The sequence below is a fragment of the Streptomyces triticisoli genome (assembly GCF_003270085.1).
Lineage (GTDB): Bacteria > Actinomycetota > Actinomycetes > Streptomycetales > Streptomycetaceae > Streptomyces > Streptomyces triticisoli.
Genome location: NZ_QFDQ01000005.1, coordinates 20,363 through 38,594 on the forward strand (window position 1 = coordinate 20,363; position 18,232 = coordinate 38,594).

At 72.1% G+C, this 18,232-nt stretch carries 16 protein-coding genes; 5 read left to right on the forward strand and 11 right to left on the reverse strand.

The features are described 5' to 3' along the window. Positions 1-38: 38 nt before the first annotated feature. The gene (locus DEP02_RS01335; RefSeq protein WP_112465457.1) at positions 39-713 is read right to left on the reverse strand and encodes a GDSL-type esterase/lipase family protein; all 675 of its coding nucleotides are present in this window, start codon (positions 711-713) and stop codon (positions 39-41) included. 87 nt (positions 714-800) lie between these two features. Between DEP02_RS01335 and DEP02_RS01345 the strand changes: the two genes are divergently transcribed. Both DEP02_RS01345 and DEP02_RS01350 read left to right on the forward strand, forming a co-directional pair. Continuing rightward, positions 801-1,880, forward strand: coding sequence for a TolB-like translocation protein (locus tag DEP02_RS01345; protein WP_198668238.1), 1,080 nt, complete (start codon positions 801-803; stop codon positions 1,878-1,880). Between the two features lie 96 nt (positions 1,881-1,976). Further along, positions 1,977-3,503 carry a cellulase family glycosylhydrolase gene (locus DEP02_RS01350; protein WP_112465460.1) on the forward strand — a complete coding sequence of 509 codons (1,527 nt, stop codon included), beginning with the start codon at positions 1,977-1,979 and terminating at the stop codon, positions 3,501-3,503. 38 nt (positions 3,504-3,541) lie between these two features. Here DEP02_RS01350 and DEP02_RS01355 read toward each other — a convergent pair whose 3' ends face one another. The 3 genes from DEP02_RS01355 to DEP02_RS01365 all read right to left on the reverse strand — a co-directional run bounded on the left by DEP02_RS01355 (position 3,542) and on the right by DEP02_RS01365 (position 5,256). Then, positions 3,542-4,153: a TetR/AcrR family transcriptional regulator gene (locus DEP02_RS01355; RefSeq protein ID WP_112465461.1), complete on the reverse strand. Its 612-nt coding sequence runs from the start codon at positions 4,151-4,153 to the stop codon at positions 3,542-3,544. Positions 4,154-4,170: 17 nt separating this feature from the next. Next, positions 4,171-4,752, reverse strand: a complete 582-nt coding sequence (locus tag DEP02_RS01360; RefSeq protein ID WP_112465462.1) for a sugar O-acetyltransferase — start codon at positions 4,750-4,752, stop codon at positions 4,171-4,173. A gap of 330 nt (positions 4,753-5,082) precedes the next feature. After that, positions 5,083-5,256: a DUF397 domain-containing protein gene (locus tag DEP02_RS01365; protein ID WP_112465463.1), complete on the reverse strand. Its 174-nt coding sequence runs from the start codon at positions 5,254-5,256 to the stop codon at positions 5,083-5,085. 861 nt (positions 5,257-6,117) lie between these two features. On the opposite strand from DEP02_RS01365, the gene DEP02_RS01370 reads away from it, so the two are divergent. Beyond that, the gene (locus DEP02_RS01370) at positions 6,118-7,128 is read left to right on the forward strand and encodes a M48 family metallopeptidase (RefSeq protein ID WP_232838907.1); all 1,011 of its coding nucleotides are present in this window, start codon (positions 6,118-6,120) and stop codon (positions 7,126-7,128) included. 101 nt (positions 7,129-7,229) lie between these two features. Continuing rightward, positions 7,230-7,586: a hypothetical protein gene (locus DEP02_RS01375; RefSeq protein ID WP_112465503.1), complete on the forward strand. Its 357-nt coding sequence runs from the start codon at positions 7,230-7,232 to the stop codon at positions 7,584-7,586. 82 nt (positions 7,587-7,668) lie between these two features. Here DEP02_RS01375 and serC read toward each other — a convergent pair whose 3' ends face one another. From serC to DEP02_RS01410, 7 genes are all read right to left on the reverse strand, one after another. After that, positions 7,669-8,787 (reverse strand): phosphoserine transaminase, encoded by a 1,119-nt coding sequence (gene serC / locus DEP02_RS01380; protein ID WP_112465464.1) that lies wholly within the window; start codon positions 8,785-8,787, stop codon positions 7,669-7,671. A gap of 183 nt (positions 8,788-8,970) precedes the next feature. Continuing rightward, positions 8,971-10,218, reverse strand: coding sequence for a cytochrome P450 family protein (locus DEP02_RS01385; protein WP_112465465.1), 1,248 nt, complete (start codon positions 10,216-10,218; stop codon positions 8,971-8,973). Continuing rightward, positions 10,215-11,456 (reverse strand): cytochrome P450, encoded by a 1,242-nt coding sequence (locus tag DEP02_RS01390; RefSeq protein ID WP_112465466.1) that lies wholly within the window; start codon positions 11,454-11,456, stop codon positions 10,215-10,217. Before DEP02_RS01390 ends, DEP02_RS01385 begins: the two co-directional genes overlap by 4 nt. Beyond that, positions 11,453-12,106, reverse strand: coding sequence for a GTP-binding protein (locus DEP02_RS01395; RefSeq protein WP_198668239.1), 654 nt, complete (start codon positions 12,104-12,106; stop codon positions 11,453-11,455). The genes DEP02_RS01390 and DEP02_RS01395 overlap by 4 nt, the downstream gene beginning before the upstream one ends. After that, positions 12,087-12,434 (reverse strand): DUF742 domain-containing protein, encoded by a 348-nt coding sequence (locus DEP02_RS01400; protein WP_112465467.1) that lies wholly within the window; start codon positions 12,432-12,434, stop codon positions 12,087-12,089. The genes DEP02_RS01395 and DEP02_RS01400 overlap by 20 nt, the downstream gene beginning before the upstream one ends. Beyond that, a complete protein-coding gene (locus DEP02_RS01405; protein WP_112465468.1) occupies positions 12,431-12,838 on the reverse strand; it encodes a roadblock/LC7 domain-containing protein in 408 nt (135 codons plus the stop codon). Before DEP02_RS01405 ends, DEP02_RS01400 begins: the two co-directional genes overlap by 4 nt. Continuing rightward, positions 12,835-14,931, reverse strand: a complete 2,097-nt coding sequence (locus tag DEP02_RS01410) for an ATP-binding protein (protein ID WP_112465469.1) — start codon at positions 14,929-14,931, stop codon at positions 12,835-12,837. Before DEP02_RS01410 ends, DEP02_RS01405 begins: the two co-directional genes overlap by 4 nt. Before the next feature lie 347 nt (positions 14,932-15,278). On the opposite strand from DEP02_RS01410, the gene DEP02_RS01415 reads away from it, so the two are divergent. Next, positions 15,279-18,164 carry an FAD-binding and (Fe-S)-binding domain-containing protein gene (locus DEP02_RS01415; RefSeq protein ID WP_112465470.1) on the forward strand — a complete coding sequence of 962 codons (2,886 nt, stop codon included), beginning with the start codon at positions 15,279-15,281 and terminating at the stop codon, positions 18,162-18,164. Positions 18,165-18,232: the final 68 nt, after the last annotated feature.

The window sequence follows — 18,232 nt, forward strand, 5'->3', positions numbered from 1 at the left end:
ATAGTCACGGGGGCATATGCCGACGGACGGTGCGAGGCTCAGCCCCCGTACTCCCCGCCCCACCCCCACGCCTGGTGCATCGCCCCCGCGAACGCCTCCGCGATCCTGTGCTCGCCGCTCTCGTTCGGGTGGGTGCCGTCGTAGGTGTCGGTGTGGATGTCGTACGTCGCCGGAGGAGAGGCGAGGAGCAGCGGGGAGCGGGGTTCGTCCAGGTCGGCCAGTGTCTTGGCGAGCAGCTCGTTGAAGAGGGTCACCTGGGCGCCGAAGGGCGGGTCGGACTCGGCGCGGATGTTGGGGATCACGGGGAGGACGGCCATGCGTATGCGCGGGTTGCCGTTCCGAGCCGAGGTCACGAAGGCGCGCACGTTCGCCGCCGTCTGCTCGGCGTTCGTGTAGAAGCCGAGGTCGATCAGGCCCAGGGACACCAGCAGTACGTCCGCCCGGTGCTCCCGTACCGTCTCTCCGATCACCGGGGCCATGTGTCCCCAGCCCTCGCCCCAGCCGGCCAGGTGGGCGCGGGGGAAGTCGGGGGCGGCGTAGGCGTACGAGGTCGGCGCGTCCGCCGCCTTGTCGTGCAGCGTCTCGCGCGGGCCGACGAACGTGAACGGGCCGCCGTACGTCGCGCACAGGTGCCGCCACAGCCGGTAACGCCATGTGTGTTCGCCCGCGCTGCCAATGGTCATGGAGTCGCCGACGGGCATGAGCCTGAGCATCCGCTCATGATGGACGATCACGGGGCGCGGCGGGATGTGAGGCCTGCCACGCCGTTGAACTTCCCTGTGGGATGGCAGGCTTGGGGCATGCGCCGACCGTTCGCCCTGCTCGCCGGGGCCCTCCTCGTGGGGGCGCACGCCGTGCCCGCCGCGTCCGCCGTGCCCGCCGTGCCCGCCGTGCCTGCCGCGTCCGCCGTGCCTGCTGCGTCCGCCGCGTCCGCCGCGTCCGTCGCCTTTGCCGCCGACGGCGACGACGGGTTCACGATCAAGGATCCGCGGATCGAGGAGTCCAGCGGCCTCGCGGCCTCGCGCCTGCACCCGGGCGTCTACTGGACGCACAACGACAGCGGCTACGGCCCGCAGATCTACGCCGTGGACGGCAGGACGGGCGAGACCGTCGCCACCGTCACGCTCAGCGGCATCGGCAAGCCCCGCGACGTGGAGGCCATATCCATCGGACCCGGCAACCAGATCTACGTCGGCGACATCGGCGACAACCTCGGCGGCACCTGGCCGTACGTGTGGATCTACCGGTTGCCCGAGCCGAAGGAGCTGAAGGACCGGACGATCCGGGCCACGCAGTACGTCGTGAAGTACGCGGACGGCGCCCGCGACGCCGAGTCGATGGTCGTGCACCCGAAGACGGGACGCGTCTACCTCATCGACAAGAAGGAGGACGGGGGGCACCTGTACGAGGGCCCCGCCGAGCTGTCCGCCTCGGGCACGAACGTCTTCGAGCCGGTCGCCCCCGTCGACCTGTGGGCCACCGACGCCGCCCTCTCACCCGACGGCAAGCGGCTCGCCGTACGCGGCTACTTCGGGGGCATCCACTACGACTGGAACGGCGGGAGGATCAAGCGGGCCGGCCGGCTCGACGTACCGCTGCAGCGGCAGGGCGAGTCCGTCACGTACAGCGCCGACGGCACCAAGCTGCTGTACGGCAGCGAGGGCGCCGGCAGCCCGGTGGAGGTGCGCGACGCGCCCGGCGCCGCCTCCTCCGCCGAGTCGCCGTCCGCGCCGGGCGGTTCGAGCTCCGCGGGTTCCGGTTCCGGGTCTGGTTCCGGCTCGGGCGGCAGCGGCGGCCCGGGGACGGGCACCGTCGCGGTGGCCGTCGTGGCGGTGGTCGCGGTGCTGGGGCTGGGGCGTCTGTTGCGTCGCCGCTCTTGACGGGTGGCTGTCACCTGACTTCCATTGGATGCGCGGGTTGTGTGGGAGCGCTCCCACTCGTTCCGGCCCCGCGGCCCCTCGAGAGGAAGCAGCACCATGTTCCGCACCTTACGAAGAGCGCTGTGCGCTGCCGTGGCGGCGCTCCTGCTGCCGCTGGGCCTGGGACTCGGCCTGCCGGCCACCGCGCACGCGGCCCCCGCCGCGGGCGGCGCCGGCTACTGGCACACCAGCGGACGTCAGATCCTGGACGCGTCCGGGCAGGCCGTCCGGATCGCCGGCATCAACTGGTTCGGCTTCGAGACCGACAACCGTGTCGTGCACGGATTGTGGTCTCGTGACTACAAGAGCATGATCGACCAGATGAAGTCGCTGGGCTACAACACCATCCGGCTGCCCTACAGCGACGACATCCTCAAGTCCGGCGCGACACCCACGGGCATCGACTTCTCCGCGGGCAAGAACGCCGACCTGCAAGGGCTGACCTCCCTGCAGGTCATCGACAGGATCGTCGCGTACGCGGGCCAGGGCGGCCTGAAGGTCGTCCTCGACCGCCACCGCCCGAACTCGGCCGGACAGTCGGCGCTGTGGTACACCTCCGCCGTCCCCGAGTCGACGTGGATCGCCAACCTGAAGTCGCTGGCGTCCCGTTACAAGGGCAATTCCACGGTCATCGGCATCGACCTGCACAACGAGCCGCACGACCCGGCCTGCTGGGGCTGCGGGGAGCAGGCGACCGACTGGCGCCTGGCCGCCGAACGGGCCGGCAACGCGGTGCTCTCCGTCAACCCCGACCTGCTGATCTTCGTCGAGGGCGTGCAGACCTTCAACGGCGTCTCCGGCTGGTGGGGCGGCAACCTGATGGGCGTCGCCCAGTACCCGGTGCGTCTCGACGTCGCGAACCGGGTCGTGTACTCGCCCCACGACTACGCGACCAGCGTCGCCCAGCAGAGCTGGTTCAGCGACCCGTCCTTCCCCAGCAACATGCCGGGCATCTGGGACAAGTACTGGGGCTACATCTTCAAGCAGGACATCGCCCCCGTGTGGCTCGGCGAGTTCGGTACGACGCTGCAGTCCACCGTGGACCAGAAGTGGCTGGCGGCGCTGGTGAGTTACCTGCGCCCGACGTCGACGTACGGTGCGGACTCCTTCCACTGGACCTTCTGGTCCTGGAACCCCAACTCCGGTGACACCGGCGGGATCCTGAAGGACGACTGGCAGACCGTGGACACCGTGAAGGACGGCTACCTGGCGACCGTCAAGGCACCGGGCTTTCCGAGCAGCGGGGGTGACGACGGCGGGGGTGACGACGGCGGCGGCAGTACGGCCGCCTGCCGAGCCGCCTACGTCGTCAGCAGCGACTGGGGCGGCGGCTTCAACGCCGATGTGACGGTGACCAACACGGGCACCGCCGCGATCAAGTCCTGGAAGGTGACCTGGACCTGGAGCGGCTCGCAGAAGGTCACGAACATGTGGAACGCGACGTACACCCAGAGCGGCTCGACCGTGACGGCGACGAACGCCGCCCACAACGGGTCCGTCCCGGCGGGCGGTTCGACGAGCTTCGGCTTCGGGGGAGCCCCCGGTGGCGGGAGCGCGCCGAGCCTGAGCTGTACGGCGTCGTAAGGGAACAGCTCATTCGTGTGGCCCGTGGGGGCGCGAGGTCAGGTCGCGTCCCCACGGGCAGCTGGGGTGGGCGCCGGCTCCGTGGCGGCAGCGGCAGCGGTGGCGGCAGCAGCGGTGGTGATGCGGGCGACGGCCCTTCGCGTCAGTTCGCGGTCGTGCGGGTCGGTGTCCAGGGCGCGGTGCAGGGTCAGGCCCTCGATCAGCGCGTCGAGCTGGCGGGCGGTGTCCGCGTCGAAGTGCTGCTCCAGCAGATGGCGGCTACGGCGCATCCACGCCCGGGTCAGCTCCCGGTAGGCCGGGCGGCGGGCGGCGAGGGTGTACAGCTCCTGGCTCAGGACCAGGTCGCGGCGGGGGCCTTCCGAGAGCGTGTGGATGAGGTCGGTGACCGCTTCACGGGCCTGTTCGGGGCTGCCGACCCGACCGAGGTGCTGCTCGAAGACGGCCACGATGTGGTCGGCGAAGCGGGTGAAGGCCTCGCGCAGCAGGTCGTCGATGCCGGTGAAGTGGTACGTCATCGACCCGAGGGGGACTCCGGCGCGGGTGGCGATCTTGCGGTGGGAGACGCCGGCGACCCCCTCGTCGGCGATCAGGTCGAGGGTGGCGGCGAGGATCCGCTCGCGTCGCTGCGGATCGGTGTGTCCGGTGGCCATGAGCAGGGGGTGCGCGGCTAGATGTCGCGGACCGGGCGGGCGGGGTTGCCGAGGGCGACCACGTTCGCGGGCACGTCCTTGGTGACCACCGCTCCGGCGCCGATGACGGAGTTGTCGCCGATGGTCACTCCGGGGCACACGATGACTCCGCCGCCGAGCCAGACGTTGTCCCCGATGGTGATGGGCAGCGCGGCCTCCAGCTTGTCGCGCCGGGGCTGCGGCTCCACGGGGTGGGTGGGGGTGAGGAGCTGGACGTTCGGGCCGATCTGGCAGTCCTCGCCGATGGTGATCCGCGCGACGTCCAGCGCGGTCAGGTTGTAGTTGACGAAGGTGCGGGCACCGATGCTGATGTTGCTGCCGTAGTCGACGTACAGCGGCGGCCGCACGTCGACGCCCTCACCCACCGCGCCGAGCAGCTCGGCCAGCAGCGGCCCGGCACCCTCGGCATCCTCGACGTAGGCGGCCTGGTAGCGGGCGGCCAGCCGCATCGCGCGCTGCTGCCGCCGGGCGATCTCCGGGTCGTCGGCGATGTACAGGTCGCCCGCGAGCATGCGCTCCAGGTTGGTGCGCGGGTCGTCGGCGAAGTAGTCCTTCGGCATGCGTACGACCGTACACCAGGGAGCGTACGACCGTACGCGTGCATCACGAGAGCGCGATCTCACCCATTCACGGGGCACGGCAGATCGAGGTTCGCGCGGTTCGGGCGCTGGATCAGTTCGGGCCGGCTGCCGGGCGGGGGCGGCTCGGGATGGGGCGGACGTCGCAGCGCCTCCTGGTCGAAGTGAGCCTTCGGGCCGGTCCACAGATAGCCGTGGTGGTGCACCGGTGGTCCCGTTCGATGTCGTTCGGTGTGTTGTCCCGGCGGTGACGGGACCCCGGCCGGTCCGGGCGAGTCGACGTCCCGCCAGGACCGGCTGTGAAGGGGATGCTCAGATCGTCGGGCCGAAGCGCGTCGGGTCGATACCCGCCACGCTCAGCTCCTCGGTGGTGAACCGCAACGGCGGTACGTCCGGTCGCTTGCTGTCACCGAGGGCCCAAGCGTCCTCGCCGATCCGGGCCAGGGTCACGCACCCCTCGGAGCAGGGGCCTCCGCAGGCCTTCACGAACGAGGCTCCACCGAGGGCGAGGGCGAGGGCGAGGGCGAGGGCGGTAGAGGTCGTTTCCGTCGAGCATGACTGCCCTTCCCGTTTTGCCCGGTTGTGGCTGAGTGGTTGCTCTGAGTGGTGACCGTGGGACGGGACGCGATCTCCCGGCGGGGGTTCGTGGCACCCGTCCTGCTGAAAGCGTGAGCACCCGGCAGGTGAATGTCGCTTACGCGCTCAAATGAGCGGCGTGTGAACACCGGAGGCCGAGACGCTCTCACTTTTCGGAGGAGGGGATGTGCCTCCTGGCCGGGCGTCTCGCGGGGCGTGTCCCACAACGTGGTGCAGGCGAGCAAGCCCTCCGCGTCAAGGAAGAGTGACGTGAGCGAGGTTGTGGGCACCTTTCGAAAGTCGCCGTACTCCGCACAGCAGGGCGACTGCCAGGCAGCGTCGGCCAGCACCTGATCGCGAGTCTGCGCCTACGGCAGCGCGCTCGCCGTCGTACCGGTGAAATGGCGCTTTACGAGGGCCAGTTCGTGTGATCAGATCTCCCCGCCAGGTTCGGGCGGCCCTGGGGAGGGGCCGTGGGAGGCGGGGAGTTCACATGCGTACTGCGGCGGAGGAGACGGCTCAGCCGTGCCCGGAGTGCGGAACCGAGATCCGTGTGGGCGGACGGTTCATCGTCTGGTGCGCCGCCTGCGACTGGAACGTCGACCCGAACGGGCAGCAGGATGAGCAGGGGGGACAAGGGCGGCTGGAGCGGGCGAGGCGCAGCCTGGCCCGGCGGCACGGTGAGAGGCTCCTCGTCGAGGTGACGCAGGGGGTCGGCTGTACGCGCGGCGGGACGCCGCCGCGGTTCTCGCGTATGCGATCGCTCTCGCCGTGCACGGTGTCACCGTGGTGCTGCTGGCGGGCGGTGTCCTCTGCCTCGTGTGGGGTTCGGGCGGTCTGGTGCTGCTGGGGCTGTTCTTCCTGGCGATGGCCGTGATGCTCAGACCGCGGTTGTCCGCACGGCCCGAAGGGGAGACCGTACTGCACCGTGCCGACGCGCCGGAGCTGTACGCGCTCGTCGACGAGGTGGCCCAAGTGGTCGGTACCCGCGGCGTGGACGTCATCGTCGTCGACAAGGAGATCAACGCGAGCGTCAGGTCCTACGGCCTGCGGGGGCGCCGTGCACTGAGCCTGGGCCTGCCTCTGTGGGAGGTGCTCACACCACAGCAGAGGGTCGCTCTTCTGGGTCACGAGCTGGGCCATTACAGCAACGGCGACACCCGGCACGCCGTGGTGGTGGCGACGGCGTTGCACTCACTGACCATGTGGTGCCACTACCTCGCCCCGATCCGGCAGCCGTCCGCCGTCGAAATGTTCGTGAACCTGTTCTACGCCGTTCCCCGTCTGCTCGTTCAGGGTGTGCTGGTCCTGCTCGACCATCTGACGTTGCGGGCGACCCAGCGTGCCGAGTACCTGGCCGACCGGGAGGCCGCGCGGGCCGCGTCCACCGAGGCCGCGGCCGGCCTCATGGACCGGCTGCTGCTCGCGGATTCGGTCGAGGTCTTCCTGCGGCGCGAGGTGAACAGTGCGGCGCTGGCCGGGCGGCGTTCGGCCCGCAGGGCCCCGGACCGGACGGACGAGTTCTGGGAGCGGCTGACCGCGCACATGGCGTCCGTCCCGGAACACGAGTACGAGCGTCAGCGGCGTGCCGGGGCCCGGCGCGGCCACAGCGTCGACGCGACCCATCCGCCGACGCACCTCAGGCGCGCCTGCCTGCTTTCCGGCCCGCCCACGGAGGCGGCCGTCGCCCTGGACGAGGGCCGCCGGCGGCGGATCGCCGCCGAACTCGCCCGTGCGCGCACGGAGGTGGCCCGGAGCATCGTCCGCGACGGCATCGGATGAGCGGATGAACGGAGGGCAGTGAGCGGTGTCCGGGCGTTCTGTACGAGGTGGCCGCCCGCCGGGTGGCGGAGCGGGTGGACGAGGAGGAAGGGGCCGATGCTATGAGGGTACGCACCCTGATGTTCGGTCTGTACGCCGATGAGGAGGGGCTGGCATGGGTCGGGGGGCTCGTCGACGAGGCCGTGGGTGCGCGGAGCGCCCGGCTCGTCGGGCGGACCGTGGCACGCACCTGTGAGGGGAGCGGGGCGACGACCGCCGAGATGTACGACTACCTGGCGGACCAGTGGGCCTGGGAGAACCCCGGGCAGAGCAGCGGTGCGCGGGAGCCGGTCGAGCTGCGCGTGCGCCTGGCGTGCTCGCTGCGGACCTGGCGGGCGGTCCGCAAGGCGGTGATCAGGGCGTTGTGCCCCGAGGGCGATGCGTCCCACACTTGCCGGGTGCCCTGGTCCGCAGCCTGAGTGGACGTGATCGGCTCCATGGACGCCGGAGGGCGCCCGGCGGATCGTTCGCCGGGCGCCCTTCGCAACCGTGAGGCGGTGCCTACAGCCGCTCGATCACGTAGTCCACGCACTTCGTCAGGGCCTCGACGTCCGCCGGGTCGATCGCCGGGAACATCGCGACGCGCAGCTGGTTGCGGCCGAGCTTGCGGTAGGGCTCGGTGTCGACGATGCCGTTGGCGCGCAGGACCTTGGCGACGGCGGCGGCGTCGATCTCGTCGGCGAAGTCGATCGTGCCGATGACCTGGGAGCGCTTGGCCGGGTCGGTGACGAACGGGGTCGCGAACTTGACGTCCTCCGCCCAGCCGTACAGGGTGCGCGCGGAGGTGGCGGTGCGGCGGACCGCCCAGTCCAGACCGCCCTGGCCGTTGATCCACTCCAGCTGCTGGTTCAGGAGGAAGAGGGTGGCCAGCGCCGGGGTGTTGTACGTCTGGTTCTTGCGGGAGTTGTCGATCGCGGTGGGGAGAGAGAAGAACTCCGGGATGTGGCGGCCGGACGCGTGGATCCGCTCGGCGCGCTCGACGGCGGCCGGGGAGAACACGGCGATCCACAGGCCGCCGTCGGCGGCGAAGGACTTCTGCGGGGCGAAGTAGTAGACGTCGGTCTCGGAGATGTCGACCGGCAGGCCGCCGGCGCCGGAGGTGGCGTCGACCAGGACCAGGGCGCCCTCGTCGGCCCCGGCCACCCGCTTGATGGGCATGGCGACACCGGTCGAGGTCTCGTTGTGCGTGAGGGCGTGGACGTCGACGCCCGCCTCGGCCTTCGGCTCGGGGTGTGTGCCCGGGTCGGAGGAGACGACGGAGGGGTCGGCGAGCCAGGGGGCGAGCTGGGCGGCCTTGGCGAACTTCGAGGAGAACTCGCCGAAGCTGAGGTGCTGCGACTTGTTCTCGATCAGACCGTGGGTCGCGATGTCCCAGAAGGCCGTGGAGCCGCCGTTGCCGAGCACGACCTCGTAGCCGTCGGGGAGCTGGAACAGCTCGCTGATGCCCTCGCGCACCTTGCCGACCAGGTTCTTGACCGGGGCCTGGCGGTGGGAGGTGCCCATCAGGGACGTACCCGTGGCGGCGAGGGCGTCCAGGGCCTCCGTCCGCACCTTGGAGGGACCCGCGCCGAAACGTCCGTCGGCGGGCTTGATGTCAGCGGGAATCGGGATCTCAGCCACGACGGGAGCCTAGCGGCTCGGAGAAACCCGGGTGAAACGTCGTCCGTCGGCTGAGACGGGGGCTGAGACGGGGATTGACGGTGCGGGTGCGCCGACGGCGGGGCGCGGTGCGGGCGGGAGAGGGCCGGCGGTGGATCGTCCGTCCTCGTCCGCCCGCCTCGGCGCCCGCACCGACGCCCGGGATCAGCCCCCGAGCTTCACCGGAAGCTCGTACAGGTCGTTCTGGGTGACCACCGGCTTGTTGCGCAGCTCGCTCGCCGGGACCGCCAGGTCCAGATCCGGGAAGCGTGCGTACAGGGCGGGCAGGGCCACGCCCGCCTCCAGGCGGGACAGGGCCGCTCCGGGGCACACGTGCGGGCCGTGGCCGAACGAGATGTGGCGGTTCGCGGTGTCGCGGGTGATGTCGAAGGCGCCGGCCGTCGGACCGTGGGCCTGCTCGTCGCGGCCGATCGCGGCGTACGACACGATGAGCGCGTCCCCGGCCGGCAGGACCTTGTCCCCGACCCGTATGTCCTCCGTGGCGAACCGGATCAGCACATGGGACGTGGGGGTGGAGTACCGCAGGGTCTCCTCGATCACCGCCGACCAGTCCACCTTGCCGGCCAGCACCAGCGCGCGCTGTTCGGGGTGGGTGGAGAGGTTGACCACCGCGTTGACGATGAGGGAGATCGTCGTCTCGTGACCGGCCGCGACCATCAGCTGGAGGGTGGAGACGATCTCCTGGTCGGTGAGGCTGTCGCCGTCCTCGGACGCCCGGATCAGCGCGGAGGTCAGGTCGTCGCCGGGGTTCTCGCGCTTCCGCGCGACCGTCTCGGACATGATTCCGGCCAGCTCGGTCAGGGTCGCGACGACCTCATCCGGCGGGGTCTGCGTCGAGAAGAACTTCTCGAACAGCTCCTTCAGCCGCGGCAGCCGCTCCTCCGCCAGCCCCATCAGGTCGGCGATCACGTACATCGGCAGCGGGTACGCGAACACCGACTTCAGGTCGACCGTGTCGCCCTCCTGCTCGGCGACGCGGTCCAGCAGCCCTTCCGTCAGCTCCGCGATCCGGGCGCGCATCTGCTCCACCCGGCGGGGCGTGAGCGCCTGGGCGACCAGGGTGCGCAGGCGGCGGTGGTCCGCGCCGTCCACGGTCAGCATGGACCGGCCCGGGTTGGCCAGTCCGATCAGCGGCCAGTCGGGGGCGATCTCGCCGCGCTGCCAGGCGCCCCAGACGTTGATGTCCTTCACCACCCGGGGGTCGGTGAGCAGCTTCTTGGCCTCGGCGTGGTGCGTGACCGCCCACACCGGTACGCCGCCCGGCAGCATCACGGGCGTGAGGGGTCCGGCGGCCCGCAGCGCGGCGCTCTCCCCGTCCAGGTCGGAGACGAACGGGTCGAGGTGGATGCGGGACTGTTCGATGTCCGTCGTCGTGTCCGCAGCAGCCGTCATGAGAACGTGCCTCCAAGGGCGGGGGTGGGAGTGAACGTGACCGGAAGTTCGGACAGTCCGCGCAGCCACGGCGACGGGCGGCGGGCCAGGGACGCGGCCGGTACCGCGAGGTCGATGTCCGGCAGCCGGTCCAGAATGACCTCGATGCCGGTCCGCGCGATCACCTCGGCGATCTCCTGCGCCGGGAACGGGCAGCGGTGCTCCCCGTGGCCGAAGGAGAAGTGCGCGCTGTTGCCGCCGGTCAGGGCCGAGCCGTCGGTACGCACCTGGGGGTCGGAGTTGGCGCCCTGGAGGCCGAGGAGCAGCATGTCGCCGGCGCGGATGCGACGACCGCCCAGCTGGGTGTCGCGGGCCGCCCAGCGGCCGGCCACGTTCTGTGTGGGGGTGTCCTCCCACAGCACCTCGTTCATCGCCTCGGCGATGCTGTTGCGGCCACCGAACAGGGACGCGGCGAACCGGCCGTCCGTCAGCATCAGGTGCAGGGAGTTGCCGATCCAGTCGGCGGTCGGCTGGTGTCCGGCCGCCATCATCACCATCAGGTCCTGGCAGATCTCCTCCGCGGTGAATCCGGAGGTGTCGGCGAGCATCCGGGACACGACGTCCTCGGCGGGCTTCTCCTTGCGGCTGGCCACCAGCTCCGTCATCGACGTGAACAGGTGGGTCTGGCCCGCGATGGCCCGCTCCCGGCCGTCGATCATGTCGTTGAGGGCGGTGACCAGGGCCGGGCCCGCCTCGTCGGCGAAGCCGTAGAGGCGGGCCAGTACGCGCACCGGCAGCAGCATCGCGAACTCGGCGACGATGTCCGCGCTGCCCCTGGGACAGATGCCGTCGATCAGCTCGTCGGCGAACTTCTCGGCGTAACCGCGCAGTTCGAACGGGTCCACGGCCTCCAGCGCGGTGACCATCATCCTGGCCCGCTTGCGGTGCCGTTCGCCGACGGTGTACAGGATCGACGGCTGCTTACGGCCGATCATCGGCAGCAGCGGCCAGTCGTCGGGGATGTTCACCCACTGGTTCCACAGGTCGGAGTCGCGGCTGAACAGCACCGGGTCCCCGGTGATCTGGTGCAGCTCGCGGTAGCCGAGCACCAGCCAGGCCGGTACGTCGCCGTCGAGCAGTACCGGCACCACGCTGCCGTGCTCGCGCCGCATCTCCCGGTACACCTTGGCCGGGTCGTCCTGGAGCAGGGGACCGCTGAGGTGGATGGGGGCGGAAGCGGAGGCGGGGACGGGGCTCACACCAACTCCTGACGGGGGGTTCGGGAGAGGTCGGAGTACAGGGCCTGGATGTGCTCCACCAGGGTGATCAGCACCAGCTTGCTGGATTCCCGGGATCGCGCGTCACAGGTGACCAGCGGCACGTGCGGATCGAGGTCGAGGGCCTCGCGGATCTGCTCCGGCGTGAAGGCGGGGCCGCCGAAGTCGTTGCAGGCGACGATGAACGGCGTGCCGTGTTTCTCCAGCCGGTCGATGGCGTACCAGGAGTCGTCGATGCGCCGGGTGTCGACCAGGACGACCGCGCCCAGGGTGCCGGAGAACAGCCGGTCCCACAGGAACCAGAAGCGTTCCTGACCGGGCGCCCCGAACAGGTACAGCACATTGCGCGAGTCGAGTGTGATCCGGCCGAAGTCGAAGGCGACGGTGGTCGCGGTCTTGCCGCGCACCCCGCTGATGTCGTCGACGGCCTCTCCGGCCCGGGTCATCGTCTCCTCGGTGTTGAGGGGACGTATCTCGCTCACCGAGCGGACCATCGTCGTCTTGCCGGCGCCGAAGCCGCCCACGATCACGATCTTGAGGCCGTTGTCGGCCGACGCGTCCAGCGGTGTGCGCGTCTCGGAGGTCGTGCGCGGCGCAGAGGTCGTGCGCGGCTCAGAGGTTGCGGAGTCCAACGAGCACCTGCTCCAGGATGTCGAGGTCGGGAACGGCGGCCTTGCGGGGGTGGCGGGCGCTGACGCGGCCCGCCGCGAGGAGGTCGGAGAGCAGGATGCGGGTGATGCTCACCGGCAGTTCGAGCTCGGCCGCGATCTCCACGACCGCCGTGGGGCGTCCGGTCAGCCGCAGGATCGCGGCGTGCTCGGACTGCATGCCGGGCACCGGATCGCATTCGGCGACGACGAGGGTCACCAGGTCGAAGGGGTTGTCGGGCCCGGACCGGCTGCGTCCCTGGGTGAGGGTGTAGAGCCGGTCCGGGGCGTCGTCCCGGCCGGGCCTGCTCATGAGGTGCGCGGCTGCGCGGTCAGGTGCTCGCCGATCTGCTCCACGAGTTCGCTCATGTTGTGCCCGACGAGCCCGGAGTCCGCCTCCTCGGTGGTGACGACGGCCAGGTGCGCGCCCTCACCCGCCTCCACGATGAACAGCACGCCGCCGTAGAACTCGGTCATCGCGGACCGGACGTCGCCGCTGCCGTCGCCGAACTCCACGGACGCGCCGTGCGACAGCGACTGGATGCCCGCGGCGATCGCGGCGAGCTGGTCGGCCTGGTCGGCGGAGAGTTCCGGGGTGTGGCACAGCTTCAGGCCGTCCCGGGACAGCACCAGGGCGTGCCGAGCACCCGGCGTGCGCTCCAAGAGGCCTTCTATCAGCCAGGTGAGCTTCTCGTCGGCGGTTGTCGTGCCGGTCATGAGGTGGTGTCGCCTTCCGGGGTCGTGGGGGTGGTCTGGAGTCCGATGGACTGGGGTTCGTCGGTCTGGGATTCGTTGGTCTGGAGTTCGTCGGACTGGGGTTCGTCGGTCCGGTCGGGGGTGGTGCCGGAGGTTCCGGCGGTTGTACCGGTGCCGGCGGCCGTGTCGTCCGGGGTGGTGGCGCGTACGGCCTGGCGGAAGCTGCTGAAGCGGGCCGTACGGGCCTTGGTCTCCTCGGCGGTCGGGGCCGGCCGCAGGGCGGCGGTGCGACTGGCGGAACGGGTGCGCTCGGCCTCGGCGAGGGTCCGGCCGCGTCGGCGGCGCGGGAGGCTGAGCGGGGACGCGTCCGTACCTGGGGCCGGGGACTCATGGGTGGGGACCGGGTCGGGGTCGAGGTCGTCGGCTCCCGCGCGGGACGCCGCGTACGAGTGGCCGGGGGCCGGCGCGGGGCGGGAGGTGGCGCGGGGCGTCGTGCCGCGTTCCGCCGGGGCGGTGTCGTACGAGGTGGCGTGGTGCGTTTCCGGTTCCACCCCGTCGGCGGGGCGGGCCGGTTCGTCGGCGGGGCGGGTGCCGCGGCGGCGGGGGAGACGCAGGGCCGACGGCTCGGACGCCGTGGCCGCCGGGGTCTCGTCCGCGGGCGACGTGGACGGTGTGGACGGTGCCGGTGTCCCGGTGAGGGACGCCGATGTGGCGGTGACGGGCGGTGCGGTGGTCGTCGTGGTGGCGTCGGCGGCCGGGGTCCTGGGCGCGTCCGGCTCTACGAGGATGTCCTGCGGGACGAGCATCAGCACGCCCGTGCCGCCGCGGGCCGAGGGGCGGTAGGAGACCCGGAGGCCGTACCGCCGGGACAGCCGGCCCACCACGGCGAGTCCGAGCCGCGTACCGGTGAGGCCCCCGAGTCCGGTGGACTCGCCGGAGACCGCGCGCTCGGCGCGACGCAGCTGGGCCTCGCCCATGACGAGCCCGCTGTCCTCGACGGACACGATGACCCCGGCCGGCACCTCCTCGACGTAGACGTGGACCTCGGCGGTCGGCGGCGAGAAGTTGGCCGCGTTGTCGAGGAGTTCGGCGAGCGCGTGCATCACGCCCTCAGCGGCGTGCCCGGCGACGGCGATGTTGCTGGTGGAGTGGACACGGACGCGCTGGTAGCCGTTGATCCGGCCCATGGCCCCGCGCAGGATCGACTCCATGCCGATGGGCCGGGCCCAGCGGCGACCCGAACGGGCGCCGGTGAGGACGGCGACGGAGTCGGCGAGCCTGCCCGCCTGGGCGGTGCGGTGGTCGAGGTGGAGGAGGTCGGCGAGGACCTCCTCGTCGTGGTGCTTGTCCTCCATCGCGCGCAGGTCCGCGAGCATGCCGGTGGACAGGGCCTGCATACGGCCGGCCGCGTTGGCGGTCGCGGACAGCGCGGTGGCCCGGGCGTTGTTGGCCTCGCGCAGCCGGGCGGCCAGCCGCGCGCTCTCCGCGATGAGCCGGTCCCGGTCCTGCGCCAGCCGGTCGCGCTCCCCGCTCAGCCGGGCCTGCTCCTCGGCGTGCTCCTGCGTCAACCGGTCGGTGTGGGCGGTGTGTTCCCCGGTGAGCCGCTTGAGCTCGGCGGCGTGGTCGTCCGTGAGCCGGGCCCGCTCCTCGGCGTGCTCCCGTGCCAACCGGGCGGTGGCGGCGTCGTGCTGCTCGGTGAGGCGGTCGCGTTCCGCCGCCAGGTCCTCGGCGAGACGGGTCCGCTCCTGCTCCAGGTCGGCCGACAGGCGGGCCCGCTCCCGGTCGAGTTCGCCGGTCAGCCACTCGTGTTGGCGGCGGGCGTCCTGGGTCAGCCGGGCCCGTTCCTGGAGCAGCCGTCCGACGTCCTGGGTGACCGCTTCCAGCCGCCCGCGGGCCGCCCGTGCCGACAGGACGGCGTGTGCGGCCACCGTGACGGCCGCGCACAGCAGCAGGGCGGCGACCACCCCGGCCACCGCGAGCGCACCGCGCGCGGACTCCGGCCCCAGCAGCACGGCGGCGGTGACCGCGACCGCGGCGAGCACCGCTGTGAGCAACGGGACGGGGAGCAGGCTGCGGGGGGTGGGGCGGTCGCCGGGGAGCAGGGGGGAGGTCATCAATCAGGGTCCTCGGTCGGGTCCTCGGTCGGGGGTTCGCGGCGTGCACCGTCGTCTGCGCGGCCCTCGCGCGGTTCGATGAGGTTGCCGGACCGGGTTCCGGGTCGCTTTTGGAACGAGGGCCGACAACTATGCGCAACTCGCGGTCACTATAGGAGATTTCGTGATCGACTTGGGAGTGTTCCGGTTCCGTTCCCGGTAGTTGAGCCGATCCGGAGGGAACCGGGTGCCGCCCGGGGTCCCTCCCCGGGTGCCTCCCCGGGCCCCGCCCAGGGTCCCGCCCCGGGGGCCGCGCGGGGGTGTGCGCGGTCACTGGTGGCCCGTCCGTCGAGAGGCATCCTGGGGGAATGAGGGATCTCCGGGAACTACGGGCCGGGCTGCGGGCGGCCGTGCGCGGTGAGGTGGACTTCGGCACCACCGCGCGGGCGCTGACGACCATGGACGCCTCCAACTACCGCCGGGTGCCGCTCGGTGTGGTGGCTCCACGGGACGCCGACGACGTGGCGGCGGCCCTCGCGGTCTGCCGGACGTACGGCGTCCCCGTGGTGCCGCGCGGCGGCGGCACGTCGATCGCGGGACAGGCGACCGGGACGGGCGTGGTGCTGGACTTCACCCGGCACATGAACCGGCTGCTGTCCGTCGACCCGGAGACGCGCACGGCCGTCGTCCAGCCCGGCCTCGTCCTCGACCGGCTCCAGGAGGCTGCCGCCCCGTACGGCCTGCGCTTCGGACCGGACCCCTCCACCCACAGCCGCTGCACTCTCGGCGGCATGATCGGCAACAACGCGTGCGGCTCCCACTCGGTGGCCTGGGGGACGACCGCGGACAGCGTGCGGGAGCTGTCGGTGGTCACCCCGCGCGGAGAACGGCTACGGCTGGGACAGGGGTGGGCCGGGGCCCCGGCGGGACTGCGGGAGCTGGTGGACGGCGAACTGGCCAGGCTGCGCACCGGCTTCCCCGGGCTGCCCCGCCGTATCTCCGGATACGCCCTGGACGCGCTGCTGCCCGAGAAGGGCGCCGACGTGGCCCGCTCCTTCTGCGGCTCGGAGGGCACGCTGGGCGTGCTCACGGAGGCGGTCGTGGAGCTGGTGCGTGCCCCACGCGCGTGTGCGCTCGTCGTACTGGGTTACGCCGACGAGAGCGGGGCCGCCGAGGCGGCGGCCGGGCTCCTGGCGTACGGGCCGTTGACGGTGGAGGGCATGGCGGCCGACCTCGTGCCGTCCACGACGGGACTGCCGCGGGGCGGCGCCTGGCTGTTCGTCGAGACGGGCGGGGAGACGGAGGAAGAAGCACGCGCGGGTGCGGAGACGATCGTCCGCGCGGCGGACGCCGTGGACTGCCTCGTGGTGACCGACCCGGCCCGGCAGCGCACGCTGTGGCGGATCCGGGAGGACGCCGGCGGTACGGCGACCCGGATGCCGGACGGCACCGAGGCGTGGCCGGGGTGGGAGGACTGCGCGGTGCCGCCGGCCCGGCTGGGCCCGTATCTGCGCGACTTCCGGGCGCTGCTGGCCGCCCACGGGCTGCGCGGCACGCCGTACGGGCACTTCGGGGACGGCTGCGTCCACGTCCGCATCGACTTCGACCTGCTGACGGAGGCGGGGATCGGCCGCTTCCGGCGGTTCTCGGAGGAGCTGGCCGAGCTGGTGGTGGCGCACGGCGGTTCGCTGTCCGGGGAGCACGGGGACGGGCAGGCGCGGGCCGAGCTGCTGCCGAGGATGTACGGCGCGGAGACGGTGGCCCTGTTCGAGCGGGTCAAGGGCGTCTGGGACCCCGACGACCTGCTCAACCCCGGGATACTGGTCCGTCCGGCTCCCCTGGACGCCGGCCTCCGCTTCTCCGTGCTGCCGCGCCGTCCGGTCGACGTGGTCTTCGGCTACCCGGGCGACGGCGGCGACTTCTCGGCGGCGGTGCGCCGGTGCGTGGGCGTCGCCAAGTGCCGTACGACGACCGTGTCGGGTCCGGCGGTGATGTGCCCCTCCTTCCGGGTCACGGGTGAGGAGCGGCACTCCACGCGCGGGCGTGCCCGGCTGCTGCACGAGATGCTCGCGGGCGAGCTGGTGACCGACGGCTGGCGGTCGGCGGAGGTCCGGGACGCGCTCGACCTGTGCCTGTCGTGCAAGGGCTGCCGGTCCGACTGCCCGGTCGAGGTCGACATGGCCACGTACAAGGCGGAGTTCCTGCACCACCACTACGCCGGACGGCGCCGGCCCGCCGCCCACTACTCCATGGGGTGGCTTCCGGTGTGGCTGCGCTGGGCGGCCCGTACGCGCACCGCGCCACTGCTGAACGCGCTCGCCGCCGTACGCCCGCTGGCCGCGGTGGCGAAACGGCTGGGCGGAATCGCGCCCGAACGGGGGATCCCGCGGGTGGCGGGGGAGCCGTTCACCCGGTGGTGGCGGAGGCGGGGAGGCGGTGAGAAGGAGCGGGGTGAGCTCGTCGTCCTGTGGCCGGACACCTTCACCGAGCACCTGTCGCCCTCCGTCGGCCGCGCGGCCGTACGCGTGCTGGAGGCGGCCGGGCTGCGGGTGGCGCTCCCGCCGACGCTGCGGCTGCGCCGGCCCCCGGTGGGCGACGGAAGCTCGGCACTGCTGAACCCCGTGTCCGTACTGCGCGGCCGGGGCCGGGTGTGCTGCGGGCTGACGTACGTCTCCACCGGCCAGCTCGACCGCGCCCGTACGGTGCTGCGCCGCACCCTCGACCTGATGGAACCGGTGCTGGAGACCTCCGCCCCGGTCGTCGTCCTGGAGCCGAGCTGCGCCGCCGCCCTCCGTACCGACCTGCCGGAACTGCTGCCCGAGGACCCGCGCGCCCGCCGTCTGGCCGACCGCGTGCTGACCTTCGCCGAAACCCTCCGGCGCCACGCCCCGGGCTGGGCCCCGCCCCGCCTGGACCGTCCGGTCGCCGGGCAGACCCACTGCCACCAGCACGCGGTCCTCGGCGACACGGCCGACCGGGAGCTGCGTACGGCGGCGGGGCTGACCGGCGAGCTGTCCGGCGGCTGCTGCGGCCTGGCCGGGAACTTCGGCTTCGAGAAGGGCCACGCGGAGGTGTCGGCGGCCTGCGCCGAGGAACAGCTCCTGCCGTCGGTGCGGCAGGCGCCGGACGGGGCGGTGATCCTGGCGGACGGCTTCTCGTGCCGTACGCAGCTGGAGCAGCTGGCGGGGGTGCGGGGGCGGCACCTCGCGGAGGTGCTGGCGGAGGGGCTGGGGGAAGGGCTGGGTGCGGACTGAGCCGGGCGGGACAGCGGCGTGCGGGTCCCACACACCTGACTGGGTCCATTACCCTGGACCGAGCAGTA

What these genes read in the sequence shown, in the direction of transcription:
- DEP02_RS01335 (WP_112465457.1), bottom strand. Translation starts at nt 713, where the DNA reads ATGCTCAGGCTCATGCCCGTCGGCGACTCCATGACCATTGGCAGCGCG.
- DEP02_RS01345 (WP_198668238.1), top strand. Translation starts at nt 801, where the DNA reads ATGCGCCGACCGTTCGCCCTGCTCGCCGGGGCCCTCCTCGTGGGGGCG.
- DEP02_RS01350 (WP_112465460.1), top strand. Translation starts at nt 1,977, where the DNA reads ATGTTCCGCACCTTACGAAGAGCGCTGTGCGCTGCCGTGGCGGCGCTC.
- DEP02_RS01355 (WP_112465461.1), bottom strand. Translation starts at nt 4,153, where the DNA reads ATGGCCACCGGACACACCGATCCGCAGCGACGCGAGCGGATCCTCGCC.
- DEP02_RS01360 (WP_112465462.1), bottom strand. Translation starts at nt 4,752, where the DNA reads ATGCCGAAGGACTACTTCGCCGACGACCCGCGCACCAACCTGGAGCGC.
- DEP02_RS01375 (WP_112465503.1), top strand. Translation starts at nt 7,230, where the DNA reads ATGAGGGTACGCACCCTGATGTTCGGTCTGTACGCCGATGAGGAGGGG.
- DEP02_RS01385 (WP_112465465.1), bottom strand. Translation starts at nt 10,218, where the DNA reads ATGACGGCTGCTGCGGACACGACGACGGACATCGAACAGTCCCGCATC.
- DEP02_RS01400 (WP_112465467.1), bottom strand. Translation starts at nt 12,434, where the DNA reads ATGAGCAGGCCCGGCCGGGACGACGCCCCGGACCGGCTCTACACCCTC.
- DEP02_RS01405 (WP_112465468.1), bottom strand. Translation starts at nt 12,838, where the DNA reads ATGACCGGCACGACAACCGCCGACGAGAAGCTCACCTGGCTGATAGAA.
- DEP02_RS01410 (WP_112465469.1), bottom strand. Translation starts at nt 14,931, where the DNA reads ATGACCTCCCCCCTGCTCCCCGGCGACCGCCCCACCCCCCGCAGCCTG.
- DEP02_RS01415 (WP_112465470.1), top strand. Translation starts at nt 15,279, where the DNA reads ATGAGGGATCTCCGGGAACTACGGGCCGGGCTGCGGGCGGCCGTGCGC.